This window comes from Streptomyces sp. NBC_01445 (assembly GCF_035918235.1).
Lineage (GTDB): Bacteria > Actinomycetota > Actinomycetes > Streptomycetales > Streptomycetaceae > Streptomyces.
Window position 1 is genome coordinate 3,267,113 of record NZ_CP109485.1, and the last position, 15,195, is coordinate 3,282,307.

The 15,195-nt window shown below is 71.7% G+C and carries 13 protein-coding genes; 8 read left to right on the forward strand and 5 right to left on the reverse strand.

Going from position 1 to position 15,195, the window contains the following annotated elements; all coding sequences use genetic code 11:
- Positions 1-19 precede the first annotated feature (19 nt).
- Entirely contained in the window at positions 20-739 is a 720-nt protein-coding gene (hemQ, locus tag OG574_RS14900) for a hydrogen peroxide-dependent heme synthase (protein WP_100591268.1), read from the reverse strand.
- A gap of 4 nt (positions 740-743) precedes the next feature.
- On the reverse strand, positions 744-2,210 hold the full coding sequence (hemG, locus tag OG574_RS14905; protein WP_326773643.1) for a protoporphyrinogen oxidase: 1,467 nt from the start codon (positions 2,208-2,210) through the stop codon (positions 744-746).
- 147 nt (positions 2,211-2,357) lie between these two features.
- On the opposite strand from hemG, the gene OG574_RS14910 reads away from it, so the two are divergent.
- Together OG574_RS14910 and OG574_RS14915 are read left to right on the forward strand one after the other, a co-directional pair.
- Positions 2,358-3,350, forward strand: a complete 993-nt coding sequence (locus OG574_RS14910) for a DUF4349 domain-containing protein (protein WP_326773644.1) — start codon at positions 2,358-2,360, stop codon at positions 3,348-3,350.
- Between the two features lie 27 nt (positions 3,351-3,377).
- Entirely contained in the window at positions 3,378-4,757 is a 1,380-nt protein-coding gene (locus tag OG574_RS14915) for an FAD-dependent oxidoreductase (protein WP_326773645.1), read from the forward strand.
- Here the strand turns inward: OG574_RS14915 and OG574_RS14920 are convergent.
- Both OG574_RS14920 and hemE read right to left on the reverse strand, forming a co-directional pair.
- Positions 4,754-5,110, reverse strand: coding sequence for a hypothetical protein (locus OG574_RS14920; protein WP_326773646.1), 357 nt, complete (start codon positions 5,108-5,110; stop codon positions 4,754-4,756). The two genes, OG574_RS14915 and OG574_RS14920, sit on opposite strands and share 4 nt — an antisense overlap.
- Before the next feature lie 135 nt (positions 5,111-5,245).
- A complete protein-coding gene (gene hemE / locus OG574_RS14925; RefSeq protein WP_326773647.1) occupies positions 5,246-6,313 on the reverse strand; it encodes a uroporphyrinogen decarboxylase in 1,068 nt (355 codons plus the stop codon).
- A gap of 152 nt (positions 6,314-6,465) precedes the next feature.
- Here hemE and OG574_RS14930 point away from each other — a divergent pair, with 152 nt between their 5' ends.
- The 6 genes from OG574_RS14930 to OG574_RS14955 all read left to right on the forward strand — a co-directional run bounded on the left by OG574_RS14930 (position 6,466) and on the right by OG574_RS14955 (position 14,037).
- Positions 6,466-7,098 (forward strand): DUF3000 domain-containing protein, encoded by a 633-nt coding sequence (locus OG574_RS14930; RefSeq protein ID WP_384249349.1) that lies wholly within the window; start codon positions 6,466-6,468, stop codon positions 7,096-7,098.
- A gap of 368 nt (positions 7,099-7,466) precedes the next feature.
- Positions 7,467-8,129: a response regulator transcription factor gene (locus OG574_RS14935; RefSeq protein WP_100591261.1), complete on the forward strand. Its 663-nt coding sequence runs from the start codon at positions 7,467-7,469 to the stop codon at positions 8,127-8,129.
- A gap of 324 nt (positions 8,130-8,453) precedes the next feature.
- Positions 8,454-9,737 carry an HRDC domain-containing protein gene (locus tag OG574_RS14940; RefSeq protein ID WP_100591260.1) on the forward strand — a complete coding sequence of 428 codons (1,284 nt, stop codon included), beginning with the start codon at positions 8,454-8,456 and terminating at the stop codon, positions 9,735-9,737.
- A 99-nt stretch (positions 9,738-9,836) separates the two neighbouring features.
- Positions 9,837-10,547: a ferritin-like domain-containing protein gene (locus OG574_RS14945; protein WP_326773648.1), complete on the forward strand. Its 711-nt coding sequence runs from the start codon at positions 9,837-9,839 to the stop codon at positions 10,545-10,547.
- 134 nt (positions 10,548-10,681) lie between these two features.
- Positions 10,682-11,908, forward strand: a complete 1,227-nt coding sequence (locus tag OG574_RS14950; protein ID WP_100591258.1) for a thiolase family protein — start codon at positions 10,682-10,684, stop codon at positions 11,906-11,908.
- Positions 11,905-14,037: a 3-hydroxyacyl-CoA dehydrogenase NAD-binding domain-containing protein gene (locus tag OG574_RS14955; RefSeq protein ID WP_326773649.1), complete on the forward strand. Its 2,133-nt coding sequence runs from the start codon at positions 11,905-11,907 to the stop codon at positions 14,035-14,037. The genes OG574_RS14950 and OG574_RS14955 overlap by 4 nt, the downstream gene beginning before the upstream one ends.
- A 76-nt stretch (positions 14,038-14,113) precedes the next feature.
- Here OG574_RS14955 and OG574_RS14960 read toward each other — a convergent pair whose 3' ends face one another.
- Positions 14,114-15,184 (reverse strand): C40 family peptidase, encoded by a 1,071-nt coding sequence (locus OG574_RS14960; protein WP_326773650.1) that lies wholly within the window; start codon positions 15,182-15,184, stop codon positions 14,114-14,116.
- Positions 15,185-15,195 lie beyond the last annotated feature (11 nt).

The window sequence follows — 15,195 nt, forward strand, 5'->3', positions numbered from 1 at the left end:
CGTACGGACCGGGTGCGAACTACGCGAGACCCTCGACCAGTTCGGCGACGCTCTTGCGGCGGCCCGTGTAGAACGGGACCTCCTCGCGGACGTGCATACGGGCCTCGGAGGCGCGCAGGTGACGCATCAGGTCGACGATGCGGTACAGCTCGTCGGCCTCGAAGGCGAGGAGCCACTCGTAGTCGCCCAGCGAGAAGGAGGCGACGGTGTTGGCGCGGACGTCCGGGTAGCCGCGGGCCATCTTGCCGTGGTCCGCGAGCATGCGGCGGCGGTCCTCGTCGGGCAGCAGGTACCAGTCGTAGGAGCGCACGAACGGGTAGACGCTCACGTAGTTGCGGGGCGTCTCGTCGGCGAGGAAGGCCGGGATGTGCGAGCGGTTGAACTCGGCGGGGCGGTGCAGCGCCATGTTCGACCAGACCGGCTCGAGGGCGCGCCCCAGCTTCGTGCGGCGGAAGAGGTTGTACGCCTCCTGGAGCTGGTCCGCGGTCTCCGCGTGCCACCAGACCATGACGTCGGCGTCCGCGCGCAGGCCCGACACGTCGTACGTGCCGCGGACCGTCACGTCCTTCGCGGCGAGCTGGTCGAAGAGCTCCTGGACCTCGTCGGCGTAGCCGGCCCGGTCCTCGGGGAGGACGTCTCGGAGCTTGAAGACGGACCACAGGGTGTAGCGGATGACCTCATTGAGGTCCTTGGCCTTCTTGCCTGCGTTCGGGATCTTGGCGGGGGCGTCGTCACTCATGGGGCTATTCTCCCGCGCCGCCGTGCAGACTCTGCACCGGGTTCGCGGTGAGCTCCTCCACGCCGGTCAGGTCGCCGTCCAGCTGGTCGACGGCGGCGTAGGCGCTCGCGATGCAGGCCGGGATGCCGACGCCGTCGTACGCCGCCCCGCACACGGCAAGTCCGGGGATCTTGGCGACGTGGCCGCGGATCCGCGCCACGCGCGCGTGGTGGCCGACGGGGTACTGGGGCAGGCCCTCGTGCCAGCGCGTGACGCGCGTGGCGACGGGCGTGGCACTCAGCCCGGTGGCCTCCCGCAGATCGTGGCGCGACACCTCGACGAGCCCGTCGTCGTCGCGCGCGAGGTCCTTCTCGTCCTGGTAGCGGCCCACGGAGGTGCGTACGACGACCAGGCCGGGGTCCTCGGCCGCGATCCACCCCCACTTGTTCGAGGCGAACGTGGACGCCTTGATCGTGTGGCCGTCGACCGGCGGCACGAGGAAGCCGGAGCCCTCCGGCAGGTGCGCCTCGTCGCGCCGGAACGCGAGGGTGATCAGGGCCATCGACGCGTACTCGACGGTGCGCAGCTCGGCGGCGGCCGCCGGCGACTCGGTGTCGAGGAGCCGGGCGGCCTTCTGCGCGGGCACGGCGAGGACGACGGCGTCGGCCTCGATGACCCGGTCGTCGACCCGGACCTCCCAGCCGTCGGGGGTGCGGCGCAGGCCGCGGGCGGGGCTGTCGAGGAGGATCTCGCCGCCCCGCGCGCGCACCGAGTCGGCGACGGCGAGCGGGAGCTGTCCGATGCCGCCCTCGATGCCCATGAAGACGGGGCCGGTCTGCTGGTTCCGCGCCGCGCGCTCCTGGATCGCGCGGACGGCCTCGGTCAGGGAGCGGTGGCTGCGGGCCTCCTCGAAGAGCTGGGGGACGGCGCTGCGCATCGAGATGCGGTACGCGTCGCCCGCGTAGACGCCGCCGAGCAGCGGCTCCACGAGCCGGTCGACGACCTCGCGGCCGAGGCGCTCGGCGACGTACGCGCCGACGGCGACGTCGTCGCCGAACTCGGTGGCGGGCAGGTCGCGGTCCTGCTCGATGCGGGCCAGGCCCTCGTCGGACAGGACCCCGGAGAGTGCGGCGGCGGTGCCGGGGACGCCCATCACATGGCCTTTCGGCATCGGGCGCAGCGCGCCCCTGGTCCAGAGCGAGGCCGTCGCCGTGCCCGGCGGCTGGAGCCGGTCTCCGAGCCCGACCTCGCGGGCGAGGTCCACGGCCTCGGGGCGCCGGGCGAGCATCGACTCGGCGCCGAGGTCGACCCGTACGCCCGCGATCTCACCGGCGCGCAGCTTGCCGCCGAGCCGGCCCGACGCCTCCAGGACGGTGACCTGCGCGCCCGCCGCGAGCAGCCGGTGAGCCGCGGCGAGCCCCGCGATGCCACCACCGATGACGACCGCCCTCGGGGCCTGTCCCGTTCCCGTACCTGTGTCCGCTTCGCGCATGGCCCCACTGTCTCAGACCGGCGAGTCCCGACCGTGACCGCATCGGGACCACCCGGCAACCACCGAAAGGGGCCGCCGGACCGTCAAAGGAAGCGGCCAGGGCCCGTCCTCGGCCGGCCGTCCCACTCAACCTCCGGGGGTACGTCGATGCGGATATCAGGCACCACAGGAAAGCGGCCGGGGCGCCGCGGGATGCGGGCGGCCGGCGCCGTCCTGCTCGTGGCGGCGCTCGCGCTCACGGGGTGCAGCGCCGGCGCCTCGGACAGCGGGGACTCCGCCAAGGCCGCGGGCGGCGACGCGGCCGCCGCCGACCGGGGCTCCGCGCAGGAGGCGGGCGGAGAACAGTCGGACGCGAAGTCGTCCCGGCGCGAGCCGCCCAAGCTCGCCGGCGTCCACATCATCCGCACGGCGACGCTCACCGTGCAGGTCAAGGACGTCCCGCAGGCGCTCGACCAGGCACGCACGGCGGCAGAGGACGCGGGCGGCATCGTCGGCAACGAGTCGACCGACCGCGACGGCAGGGGACATGAGCGTTCCCGTGTCGTCCTGCGCGTGCCGCAGGAGCGCTACGAGCAGGTCCTCTCGGACCTCGCGGGCTCGGGCCGGCTCATCGAGCGGAACGTGAAGGCGCAGGACGTCACCGACCAGGTCGTCGACGTGGAGAGCCGCGTCAAGTCGCAGCGGGCGAGCGTGGCGCGGGTGCGCGAGCTGATGGACAAGGCGACGAAGCTGAGCGATGTGGTCGCCCTGGAAGGGGAGTTGAGCACCCGCGAGTCCGATCTGGAGGCCCTGCTCGCGCAGCAGGCGTCCCTCAAGGACCGCACGAGCCTCGCGACGATCACGCTGTCACTGACCGAGACCCCGGTGAAACCGGCGGGGCACAAGGACGACGACCCGGGGTTCACCGACGCGGTCGCGGGCGGCTGGGGAGCGTTCGTGACGATGCTGCGCTGGGTCGCCGTGGCCGTCGGCGCCGTGCTGCCGTTCGCCGTGGTGGGCGGCCTGCTGGTCTTCCTGTGGCTGCGCCTGGTGCGCCCGCGGCTGCCGCGCAGGGCCACCACTGCCTCACAGCCGTTGACGACGGCGCTCGGCCCGCTGCCCGCGCATCCGCCGGCCGGGGAGCGGGGCGAGGAGGAGTGACAGGGGCGCGGACGTAGTTTGGTGGGCATGAGCCCTACACGTGAGCGACTGGTGGTCATCGGCGGCGACGCGGCGGGCATGTCCGCCGCGTCGCAGGCCCGCAGGATGCGCGGCCCCGACGAGCTGGAGATCGTGGCCTTCGAGCGGGGGCACTTCTCCTCGTACTCGGCGTGCGGCATCCCGTACTGGGTCGGTGGCGAGGTGGAAGGGCGCGACGAGCTGATCGCGCGCACGCCCGAGGAGCACCGGGAGCGGTCCATCGACCTGCGCATGCGCACGGAGGTGACCGAACTCGACGTCGAGGGCGGACGGGTGAGGTCACGCGCGCTCGACACGGGGACGGAGGCCTGGACCTCGTACGACAAGCTCGTGATCGCTACGGGTGCCCGGCCGGTGCGGCCGCGGATTCCCGGGATCGACGCGCCGGGCGTGCACGGCGTGCAGACCCTCGACGACGGCCAGGCGCTGCTCGACACGCTCGCCGCGACGCAGGGGCGGCGGGCCGTCGTCGTCGGCGCGGGCTACATCGGCGTCGAGATGGCGGAGGCGCTGATCCGCCGCGGATACGAGGTCACGGTCGTCAACCGCGGGCCGGAGCCGATGTCGACGCTCGACCCCGACATGGGCCGCCTGGTCCACGAGTCGATGACCGGCATGGGCATCACCATGGTCGACGACGCCGAGGTCACCAAGATCCTCACGGACGACGACGGGCGGGCGCGGGCGGTGGCGACGACCGCCGACGAGTATCCGGCGGACGTCGTCGTCCTGGGCATCGGCGTCCGCCCGGAGACCTCGCTGGCGCGCGCCGCGGGGCTCCCCCTGGGCGAGCACGACGGGCTCCTCACCGATCTGGCCATGCGCGTGCGCGGCCACGAGAACATCTGGGCGGGCGGGGACTGCGTGGAGGTCCTCGACCTGGTCTCGGGCCGCGAGCGCCACATCGCGCTCGGCACGCACGCCAACAAGCACGGGCAGGTCATCGGCATGAACGCGGGCGGCGGTTACGCGACGTTCCCGGGCGTCGTCGGGACGGCGGTGAGCAAGGTGTGCGACCTGGAGATCGCGCGCACGGGCCTGCGCGAGAAGGACGCGCGGCGGGCCGGTCTGCAGTTCGTGTCCGCGACGATCGAGTCGACGAGCCGCGCGGGCTACTACCCGGGCGCGGCCCCGATGACGGTGAAGATGATCGCCGAGCGCCGCACGGGCCGCCTGCTCGGCGTGCAGATCGTCGGCCGCGAGGGCGCCGCGAAGCGGGTCGACATCGCGGCGGTCGCCCTGACCGCGGGCATGACGGTGGACCAGATGACGGCCCTCGACCTCGGCTACGCACCGCCGTTCTCACCGGTGTGGGACCCGGTCCTGGTGGCGGCCCGCAAGTCGAGCGCGGCGGTGCGCAGGGGCTAGGGCGCGTCGGGGCCGGCTGATGTGGGCGGCATCGGGGTGGACGGGCCGTTGATCTTCTCTATGGCCTGGCGGGCCTGGTCGCCGGGGGTGCGGGGCGTGGCCGCGCTCAGGGCGGAAGCGGCCGTGGTCTGCGGAGGTTTGGCGTGGGCCGCGGGCAGGCGGGTGCGCAGGCGGTGGCTGACGGCCTCGTCGAGCGTGACCGGGCGGTGCGTGCGGGCGGCGATGCGGCCCGCCTCCTGACCGAGCGCGGCCAGATCCTCCCAGGTCAGGCGCAGTACGACGGCGAGCTGGGCCTCACCGTCGGGCAAGGCGGTGAGGGGAGGGACGGGGGCACCCGGCTGATGGTCGGTCATGGGCTGGTCTCCTCGCTTGGGGCGGCGGGACACTGCTCGGCATGACGTACGCGCGGCGGGCGCCTTGCGTTCAGGGGCGGCGCTGTTCGTCCGGCGGGGCGGGGTCGGTCAGGACCCCGCCGTGGCTGCCTACCCCTAGCGGGCGGTCTGCGTGTGGACGTACTCCACGAGACGCGACAGGGAGTCCGGGTCGGTGGTGGGCGGCACGCCGTGGCCGAGGTTGAAGACGTGGCCCTCCAGGTCCGCCGCCGCGTCGAGCACCTCGCGGGCCTTGGCCTCCACCGCTTCCCGCGTGGAGAAGAGGACCGCCGGGTCGATGTTGCCCTGGAGCGCCTTGCCGGGGCCGACGCGGCGCGCGGCCTCGTCGAGCGGCACGCGCCAGTCGACGCCGACCACGTCGGCGCCGGCCTCGCCCATGAGACCGAGGAGCTCGCCGGTGCCGACACCGAAGTGGATGCGCGGCACGCCGTACTCCTCGACGGCCTTGAACACCTTGGACGACGCGGGCATCACGGAGCGCCGGTAGTCGGCGGGGGCGAGCGCGCCGACCCACGAGTCGAAGAGCTGGACCGCGGAGGCGCCCGCCTCGATCTGCACCTTGAGGAACGCGGAGGTGATCTCGGCGAGGCGGTCGAGCAGGTCGGCCCACAGCTGCGGGTCGCCGTACATGAGCGCCTTGGTGTGCTCGTGGTTCTTGGACGGACCGCCCTCCACGAGGTAGCTCGCAAGGGTGAAGGGCGCGCCCGCGAAACCGATGAGCGGGGTGGAACCGAGCTCGGCCGTCAGCAGACCGATCGCCTCGGTGACGTACCAGACGTCCTCGGGCGTGAGGTCGCGCAGCCGCGCGAGGTCGGCGCGCGAGCGGATGGGCTGCTCGACGACGGGACCGACGCCCGGCTTGATGTCGAGGTCGATGCCGATGGCCTTGAGCGGCACGACGATGTCGCTGAAGTAGATGGCCGCGTCGACGTGGTGGCGGCGCACGGGCTGCATCGTGATCTCGGCGACGAGCTCGGGCATCATGCAGGACTCGAGCATCGGAATGCCCTCGCGCGCCTTGAGGTACTCGGGCAGCGAACGACCGGCCTGGCGCATGAACCACACCGGGGTGTGCGGCACCGGCTCACGCCGGCACGCCTTGAGGAAGGCGGATTCGTACGTCGCTGTCGGCTGCTGGCCCGTGGGGCGGAGGTTGGCACTCACGTCGGAAAGTCTCGCACGGGTGCGAACCCCGCCGGGCGCGGGGACATCGGGGCGGAGGTGCCGGGTGTCTCTCCCTGCGCGAAGGCCGCGTTCCCCTTAATCTTCCCCGCATGGCTGCGGCTGAGGGACGACTGTCGGACGGCGCTGAGGGAATGAGTGAATCGGAGCGGGAGGGGCGCAAGACGATGGATCCGGTGGACTCGGCACCACCGCCGTTCCGGGCGGCGGTCGAGGCCTTGCAGGGAGCACGGCTGCGCCCGGAGATCGAGGTGGACCCGACCAAGCCGCCCCAGCGCCTCGCGCCCCACGCATACGCGCTGGAGGCCGCGGTGGTGGACGGCGACGACGACCTCGCGGACGGCCGCCTCGTCCTGTTGCACGACCCGGCGGGGCACGACGCGTGGCACGGCACGTTCCGTCTGGTGACGCTGGTGCGGGCGGAGCTGGAGCCGGAGATGGCGGCGGACCCCCTGCTCCCCGAGGTCTGCTGGTCGTGGCTGACGGGCGCGCTCCAGGGGCGGGGACTCTCGTACGGGGAGGCGAGCGGCACGGTGACGCGGGCGAGTTCGCACTACTTCGGCGGGCTCAGTGAGCGTGCGCCGGCGTCGCAGATCGAGATCCGGGCCTCGTGGACACCGCGTGAAGGGCCCGCCGGGGTGCCGGACACGGCCTCGCACCTGGCGGCCTGGTGCGATCTCCTCAGCCAGATCGCGGGCCTGCCGCCGGCCGGTCCCGGGGACGCGTCCGTGGTGACGCTGCCCCAGCGCCGGGGGCCGCAGAAGTAGGTCCTGAACGGCGATGCACGAGTCCTGAACGGCGGTGCAGGAGTTCTGACGGGCGAAGAGGTACAGCCATCGGCAGTCGATTTTCGGCCTTCCGCTGCCGGTGACCAGGGGCAGGGACAGCGGCGGGGACCGTGGCAGGGACAGAACGGATCAGGACCGGACCTCGAAGAGTTCCGGTCCCGTTGTGATTCGGTTCGATCTTCGGATGATCGATCGCGTGTCCGAATTGCACGAATTGTTACTCACTAAATCGTGATCTTTCTCTAAAGGCGAGCGGGTTTACTGCCGAAGAGGTCTGTGACCTTGAAAGCACGGTTCGCCCCGGCTTCATCCCCGAGCCGGTCCCGTCCCGCACCCCAGGAGGCCTGGTGTCCGTTCTCCTCGAGCAGCCCGCAAGCCTGGTCGCCTACCGCCCGAACAAGCCGACCGCCATGGTGGTCGTGGCCGACCCGCGCGTCCGTTCCACCGTCACCCGCCACCTGTGGGCGCTCGGTGTACGTGACGTCATCGAGGCCTCGTCCGTCGCGGAGGCTCGTCCCCGCATCGGCAACCCCCGCGACATCTGCGTCGCAGACGTCCACCTTCCCGACGGCTCCGGCCTGACCCTTCTGTCCGAAACCCGTGCCGCGGGCTGGCCCAACGGGCTCGCCCTCTCCGCCGCCGACGACATCGGTGCCGTACGCAACGCCCTCGCGGGCGGCGTCAAGGGCTACGTCGTCACTGGCACCCGTACCAACGTCGGGCTGCCCTCCCGCCCCGGCGCCGCCCCCATCGGGTCCGCCGCGGCCCGTATGCACCGCCGCCCCCCGGGTGCTCCGAGCCACCCGGGCGGCTACCGCGAACTGTCAGGCCGTGAGGTCGAGGTGCTCCGGCTCGTCGCCGAGGGCCAGTCGAACAAGGCCATCGGAGTCTCGATGGGCCTGTCCGCGCTGACCGTCAAGAGCCACCTCGCCCGCATCGCGCGCAAGCTCGGCACGGGCGACCGCGCCGGGATGGTCGCCGTGGCCCTGCGCACCGGCATCATCCACTGACCCTTACTGGTTCACGTACCTTCAGCGCCCGTCGACGGAACGTTCCGTCGACGGGCGCTGAAGGTACGTAAACGTTCATGAGGGTCCGTCAGCTTGCTGACGGACCCTTTGTCGTGTCCCTCGCGGTGCAAGTCTCGACAAGAGGGCCTTCCCATGACTGTAGATCAAGTATGGATTATTGGCACTAAAGTGCATATTCCGGGCACTCTGGTGCGAGAACCCCCCAGACGCACCGCGACCTGTCGACACGCGTTTTCGCAGGTCAGTCGACCAATGGCCAGAACACGCAGGTCAGGCATGCGTACGGGCAGATACCCTTGACAGGTGACCGACGCCCAAGAGACCGCAGCAGACACTTCACTGCGAACCACCGGGGGCGCACCCCCGGACGACGGCGGCTCTGTTGCGGAGGTGCCGATCCCCCTGCTCGAGCCGCGCGAGGGCATCCCGCCGGTGATCGCCGACGAGGCCTCCCTGGCCGAGGTGGTCGCGGCCTTCGCCGCGGGCACCGGACCCGTGGCCGTCGACGCCGAGCGCGCCTCCGGCTACCGCTACGGGCAGCGCGCCTACCTGGTGCAGCTGCGCCGCGAGGGCGCGGGCTCCGCGCTCATCGACCCCGTCGCGTGCCCCGACCTGTCCGCCCTCGGCGACGCGATCGCCGACGCCGAGTGGGTACTGCACGCCGCGACGCAGGACCTGCCGTGTCTGCGCGAGATAGGTATGGTCCCCAGCCGCCTCTTCGACACCGAGCTCGCCGGGCGCCTGGCCGGTTTCCCGCGCGTGGGGCTCGGCGCGATGGTGGAGAACGTCCTCGGCTACGTACTGGAGAAGGGCCACTCCGCCGTCGACTGGTCGACGCGGCCCCTGCCCGACCCGTGGCTGCGCTACGCCGCGCTGGACGTGGAGCTCCTCGTGGACCTGCGGGACGCGCTGGAGAAGGAGCTCGACCGGCAGGGCAAGCTGGACTGGGCGCACCAGGAGTTCGACGCCATCGCCTCGGCGCCGCCCGCGCCGCCCCGCAAGGACCCGTGGCGGCGCACGTCCGGGATGCACAAGGTGCGGCGCCGCCGGCAGATGGCCGTCGTGCGGGAGCTGTGGACCGCGCGGGACCGGATCGCGCAGCGGCGTGATGTGTCGCCGGGCAAGGTGCTCGGGGACGGCGCGATCGTCGAGGCGGCGCTCTCGCTTCCCCCGAATGTGCACGCTCTGGCGGCGCTGCCCGGCTTCGGTCACCGCACCGGCCGGCGTCAGCTGGAGCAGTGGCAGGCGGCCGTGGACCGGGCGAAGGAGCTGCCCGACGCGGAGCTGCCCCAGCCCGGGGCGCCGCTCGCCGGGCCGCCTCCCCCGCGGGCCTGGGCCGACAAGGACCCGGTCGCCGCCGCGCGGCTCTCCGCGGCGCGGGCCTCGGTGTCGTCGCTGGCCGAGACGCTGAACATGCCGCAGGAGAACCTGGTCACTCCGGACACGGTCCGCCGCGTGTGCTGGGAACCCCCGGGCGACCGCTCCGAGGCGGCGGTGGCCGAGGCGCTGCGCGGGTACGGGGCGCGGCCCTGGCAGATCGAGCAGGTCACGCCGCTGCTCGCCGAGGCGCTGAAGCAGACCGCCTGACCCGGCCGGCCCCGCGCGGCGCCCCGCGTTCGTCGCGGTTTCGTACCGGTCGGCCCTCCTCGCTCGTATCGGCGGGGAGGGCCTGTCTAACGTCACCCCATGATCACCAGGGGGTACGCGGGATGGGTGCGGGAGTTCGAGGTCGAGCGGGAGCGCCGGGCCGTGGCAGGGGAACCCGCCTGGGAGCGGGGCGCACGGGTGGATACCGCGATCTGGCGGAGCGTGCGGCGCTTCCAGATCGGTGAGAGCGGTGACGGGGCGAATCTGATCGCCAAGGCCGACCGGGCGGGCGATGCCCCGTACGCGCGGGCCGTCCGGCTGTTCGTGGCCGAGGAGCAGAACCACGCCCGGCTGCTCGGGCTGCTGCTCGGCGCCGGCGGGGTGTCGACCCTTGCGTCGCACTGGAGCGACACCGTCTTCGTCCGGCTGCGCCGGCTTCTCGGGCTGCGGCTCGAACTCCTGGTCCTGATGGTCGCCGAGGTCGTGGCGCTGCGTTACTACCGGGCGCTGCGCGACGGCACCGACGACGGGCTCACGACGCAGGTGGCCGGCGCGATACTTGCCGACGAGGAGCGGCATGTGCCGTTCCACTGCGAGCGGCTGCGCGAAGCCTTCGCGCGGGTGCCGCGCCCGGTGGGGCGCATGGTGCTCCTGGGGTGGCGGGCGCTGCTTCTCGCCGCGGCGCTCGTCGTCGCCTGCGACCACGGCTCGGCGCTGCGCGGGCTCGGGGTGGGACGGGTGCGGTTCATCCGTGACGTGGTGGCTTCGGCGGGGCCCGTGGTGCGCTCGGTTCTCGATCGCGCGGTGTGACCTTCGCCGCTCCGGCCGGGGGGACTACACGTCTTGGTTACCCGCAAGTAGCATGACGGTATTCGCAGCGCGCTTCCCGCACCCCGGGTACGCGCCGCGCGGCAGTGCCATCCCGCATCTGGAGGAGAGCCATCGTGCCTCGTACCGTCAGGGACGTCGTCTTCGTCGACGGCGTCCGCACCCCGTTCGGCAAGGCGGGCCCGAAGGGCATCTACCACGAGACCCGCGCCGACGATCTCGTCGTGAAGGCCATCAGGGAGCTGCTGCGCCGCAACCCGGCCCTCGACCCCGCGAAGATCGACGAGGTTGCCATCGCCGCGACCACGCAGATCGGCGACCAGGGCCTGACCCTCGGCCGCACCGCCGGCATCCTCGCGGGCCTCCCGCAGTCCGTGCCCGGCTACTCCATCGACCGCATGTGCGCCGGCGCGCTGACCGCCGTCACCGCCACCGCGGGCTCCATCGCCTTCGGCGCGTACGACGCCGTCATCGCCGGCGGTGTCGAGCACATGGGCCGCCACCCCATGGGCGAGGGCGTCGACCCGAACCCGCGCTTCGTGTCGGAGAAGCTCGTCGACGAGTCGGCCCTGTTCATGGGCATGACCGCCGAGAACCTGCACGACCGCTACCCGCAGATCACCAAGCAGCGCGCCGACGAGTACGCCGTGCGCTCGCAGGAGAAGGCCGCGAAGGCGTACGCGAACGGGAAGATCCAGCAGGACCTGGTCCCGGTCTCCGTGCGCAACACCAACCCGGACGTCGGCGAGACCGGCTGGGGCCTGGTCACCGCCGACGAGCCGATGCGCCCGGGCACCACGCTGGAGAACCTGTCCGGCCTCAAGACGCCGTTCCGCGTGCACGGCCGCGTCACCGCGGGCAACGCCGCCGGTCTGAACGACGGTGCGACCGCGTCGATCATCGCGTCCGAGGACTTCGCCCGCGAGAACAACCTCCCGGTGAAGATGCGCCTCGTCTCCTACGCCTTCGTGGGCGTCGAGCCGGAGGTCATGGGCTACGGCCCGATCCCGGCCACGGAGAAGGCCCTCGCCAAGGCCGGTCTGTCGATCGAGGACATCAACCTCTTCGAGATCAACGAGGCCTTCGCCATCCAGGTCCTCGCCTTCCTGGACCACTACGGCATCGCCGACGACGACGCGCGCGTCAACCAGTACGGCGGCGCCATCGCGTTCGGTCACCCGCTGGCCTCCTCCGGCGTGCGCCTGATGACGCAGCTCGCCCGCCAGTTCGAGGAGCAGCCCGAGGTCCGCTACGGCCTGACGACGATGTGCGTCGGCTTCGGCATGGGCGCCACGGTCATCTGGGAGAACCCGCACCACAAGGACGCCGGAGGCGACAAGTGAGCACCACCACCGCTGAGCTCCTGAAGGGCGCCGCCGAGCTGTTCCCGGACGAGGTCGTCACGTCGGCGAACGTACGCCACCTCGACCTGCCGTTCGGCGCGGGCCGGTTCGCGCTGATCACGCTCGACAACGGCTTCGACCACACCAAGCCGACCACCTTCGGCCCGGCCTCGCTCGCGAACCTGAACGCCGCGATCGACCAGGTCGAGAAGGAGGCGGCCGAGGGCACGATCGTCGGCGCCGGCATCACCGGCAAGCCGTTCATCTTCGCCGTCGGCGCCGACCTCAAGGGCGTCGAGCTCCTCAAGAAGCACGACGACGCGCTGGCCATCGGCAAGGGCGGCCACGAGGTCTTCAAGCGCCTCTCGGGCCTCGCCGTGCCGACGTTCGCGTACTACAACGGCGCGGCCATGGGCGGCGGTGTCGAGGTCGGTCTGCACTGCACCTACCGCACCGTCTCCAAGGCGCTCCCGGCCTTCTCGCTCCCCGAGGTCTTCCTCGGTCTGGTCCCGGGCTGGGGCGGCTGCGCGCTGCTCCCGAACCTGATCGGCGCCGACAAGGCCGTCTCGGTCATCATCGAGAACTCGCTCAACCAGAACCGCCAGCTCAAGGGCAAGCAGGTCTTCGAACTCGGGATCGCCGACGCGATCTTCGAGGGCGCCGACTTCCTGGAGCAGTCGCTGATCTGGACGGCGAACGTCCTCAAGGGCGACGTGGCCGTCGAGCGCGCCGAGGTCGACCGCGGCGACGCGTGGGACGAGGCCGTCGCGCGCGGCAAGTTCATCGCCGACAGCAAGGTGCACGGCGCCGCCCCGGCCGCGTACCGCGCGCTCGACATCATCGCCGCCGCCAAGGACGGGAACCTGCAGGCCGGGTTCGACGCCGAGGACAAGGCGCTCGCCGACCTCATCATGGGCGGCGAGCTGCGCGCGGGTATCTACTCGTTCAACCTCGTCCAGAAGCGCGGCAAGCGCCCGGCAGGCGCCCCGGACAAGTCGCTCGCGCGTCCGGTCACCAAGGTCGGCGTCGTGGGTGCGGGCCTGATGGCCTCGCAGCTCGCGCTGCTCTTCCTGCGCCGCCTCGAGGTGCCGGTCGTCCTGACCGACATCGACCAGGAGCGCGTCGACAAGGGTGTGGGCTACGTCCACGCCGAGATCGAGAAGCTGCTCGGCAAGCGCCGCATCAACCAGGACAAGGCCAACCGCCTCAAGGCGCTGGTCTCCGGTGTCCTGGACAAGGCCGAGGGCTTCTCCGACGCGGACTTCATCATCGAGGCCGTCTTCGAGGAGATCGGCGTCAAGCAGCAGGTGTTCGCGGAGGTCGAGGCGGTCGCCCCGGCGCACGCGATCCTCGCCACCAACACCTCGTCCCTCTCGGTCTCCGAGATGGCCTCGAAGCTGAAGCACCCCGAGCGGGTCGTCGGCTTCCACTTCTTCAACCCCGTCGCGATCCTCCCGCTCCTGGAGATCGTCCGCGGCGAGCAGACCGACGACGCCTCGCTGGCCACGGCCTTCGGTGTCGCCAAGAAGCTGAAGAAGACGGCGGTTCTGGTGAAGGACGCCCCCGCGTTCGTCGTGAACCGCATCCTCACCCGCTTCATGGGCGAGATCCAGAACGTCATCGACGAGGGCACCCCGGTCGAGGTCGCCGAGAAGGCCGTCGAGCCGCTCGGCCTGCCGATGTCCCCGCTGGTGCTGCTGGAGCTCGTCGGTCCGGCGATCGGTCTGCACGTCTCGGAGACCCTGAACCGCGCCTTCCCGGACCGCTTCACGGTGTCCCCGAACCTCGCGGCGGTCGTCAAGGCGGGCAAGCGCGGCTTCTACGTCTACGATTCCGGCAAGCCGGAGCTGGACCCCGAGGTCGCCGCGCTCCTCAAGCAGGGCGATGTCGTCCTGACCGAGGAGCAGGTCCGTGACCGCGTGCTCGACGCGGTGGCGCAGGAGATCGGGCTCATGCTCGACGAGGGTGTCGTCGCCGAGGCGCAGGACATCGACCTGTGCCTGATCACCGGCGCCGGCTGGCCCTTCCACCTGGGCGGCATCACGCCGTACCTGGACCGTGAGGGCGTCAGCGAGCGGGTGACCGGCAAGCGGTTCCTGGCGCAGGGCGTGGCCAGCGTTCCGGCGTAACTCCCCGGCGTTCCCGGTGCCCGGCATGCCGACTGGCGTGCCGGGCACCGGCGTTTGCGGACGCCGCGGCCGGGGGTCAGAGTCGCTTCGCGCTGCGCAGGGTGCTCGCGTAATAGCCGTTGCCGTCGAGGCGGGACGTGCCGCCCTTGTCGCCGATCGTCGGGCCGTTGACCTCTTCGCGGCTCGACACGAAGATCATGTGGCCGTCCGTGTCGTGGCCCATGTACAGACCGACGTGGTCGAGGCGCTGATTCGTGCGGGCATCGAGCTTGAAGAACACGAGGTCTCCGGGCTGGAGCACGTCGATGGACTTGGGCCGGTCCGCGGCGCCGACACCCTTGAGCGGGATGATGTCGGCCCCGACGTCCGAGCGGGCCATGCCGTTGGCGGTGCGCGGCAGACCGTCGCCCGACTTGTCGGAGGACATCAGGGGGTAGCGGGCCCGGTAGCCCCACACCAGACGCTGGAAGCCGGAACAGTCGACGGACCGGGCGCGCTTGGTCTCGGGCTGCTGCGTGACCCCGTCCCGGAAGGTGTACGGGATGCCCAGGTAGTCGTAGAAGTCGGAGAGTTCGTCGCGCAGGTCGTTGCCCTCGCTGCCGTTCGGGTTGATCGGCCCGAAGTTGGCGTCACCGCCGTAGGCGATGCCCTCGTCGTCCTTCTTGACCGGGGCGCCCTCCAGGTACTGGAAGGCGAAGGCGAAGATGTCGTCCTCCTCGCTCCCGTAGAACTCCTTGAACCAGTCCTTGAACCACTTCTCCTTCTCCGCGCCCTTGCGCCAGGGTTCCGGCATGAGGCGCACCCAGTCCTCGGTGACCACGCGGGACTTGGTGTTGGCGGGCTCGGTGAAGGTGCGGCTCGGGCCCTTGAGCGTGGCCGTGCGCGCGCTGTCGGTGAAGGTCGCGAGGACCTGGCCGCCCTCGCCGCGCAGGACGGAACGCTCGGGGTTCTTCAGCCGCTCCCAGTTCCGCTCGCCGCCCTGCTGGCCCGTGCTGGACTCCAGGAGCGGGGTGTCGGTGACGGCCTGGACGGCGGGCGCCTTCGCCTGCTCGTCCTTGCGCAGCTCCACCGTCAGATAGGCGCTGCCGCCGAGCAGCGACAGAACGATCGCGGTGTGCAGGACGGGGTGCTTCTTCTTGGCACTCATGGGGTCGGCTC

What these genes read in the sequence shown, in the direction of transcription:
- hemQ (WP_100591268.1), bottom strand. Translation starts at nt 739, where the DNA reads ATGAGTGACGACGCCCCCGCCAAGATCCCGAACGCAGGCAAGAAGGCC.
- hemG (WP_326773643.1), bottom strand. Translation starts at nt 2,210, where the DNA reads ATGCGCGAAGCGGACACAGGTACGGGAACGGGACAGGCCCCGAGGGCG.
- OG574_RS14910 (WP_326773644.1), top strand. Translation starts at nt 2,358, where the DNA reads ATGCGGATATCAGGCACCACAGGAAAGCGGCCGGGGCGCCGCGGGATG.
- OG574_RS14915 (WP_326773645.1), top strand. Translation starts at nt 3,378, where the DNA reads ATGAGCCCTACACGTGAGCGACTGGTGGTCATCGGCGGCGACGCGGCG.
- OG574_RS14920 (WP_326773646.1), bottom strand. Translation starts at nt 5,110, where the DNA reads ATGACCGACCATCAGCCGGGTGCCCCCGTCCCTCCCCTCACCGCCTTG.
- OG574_RS14930 (WP_384249349.1), top strand. Translation starts at nt 6,466, where the DNA reads ATGAGTGAATCGGAGCGGGAGGGGCGCAAGACGATGGATCCGGTGGAC.
- OG574_RS14945 (WP_326773648.1), top strand. Translation starts at nt 9,837, where the DNA reads ATGATCACCAGGGGGTACGCGGGATGGGTGCGGGAGTTCGAGGTCGAG.
- OG574_RS14960 (WP_326773650.1), bottom strand. Translation starts at nt 15,184, where the DNA reads ATGAGTGCCAAGAAGAAGCACCCCGTCCTGCACACCGCGATCGTTCTG.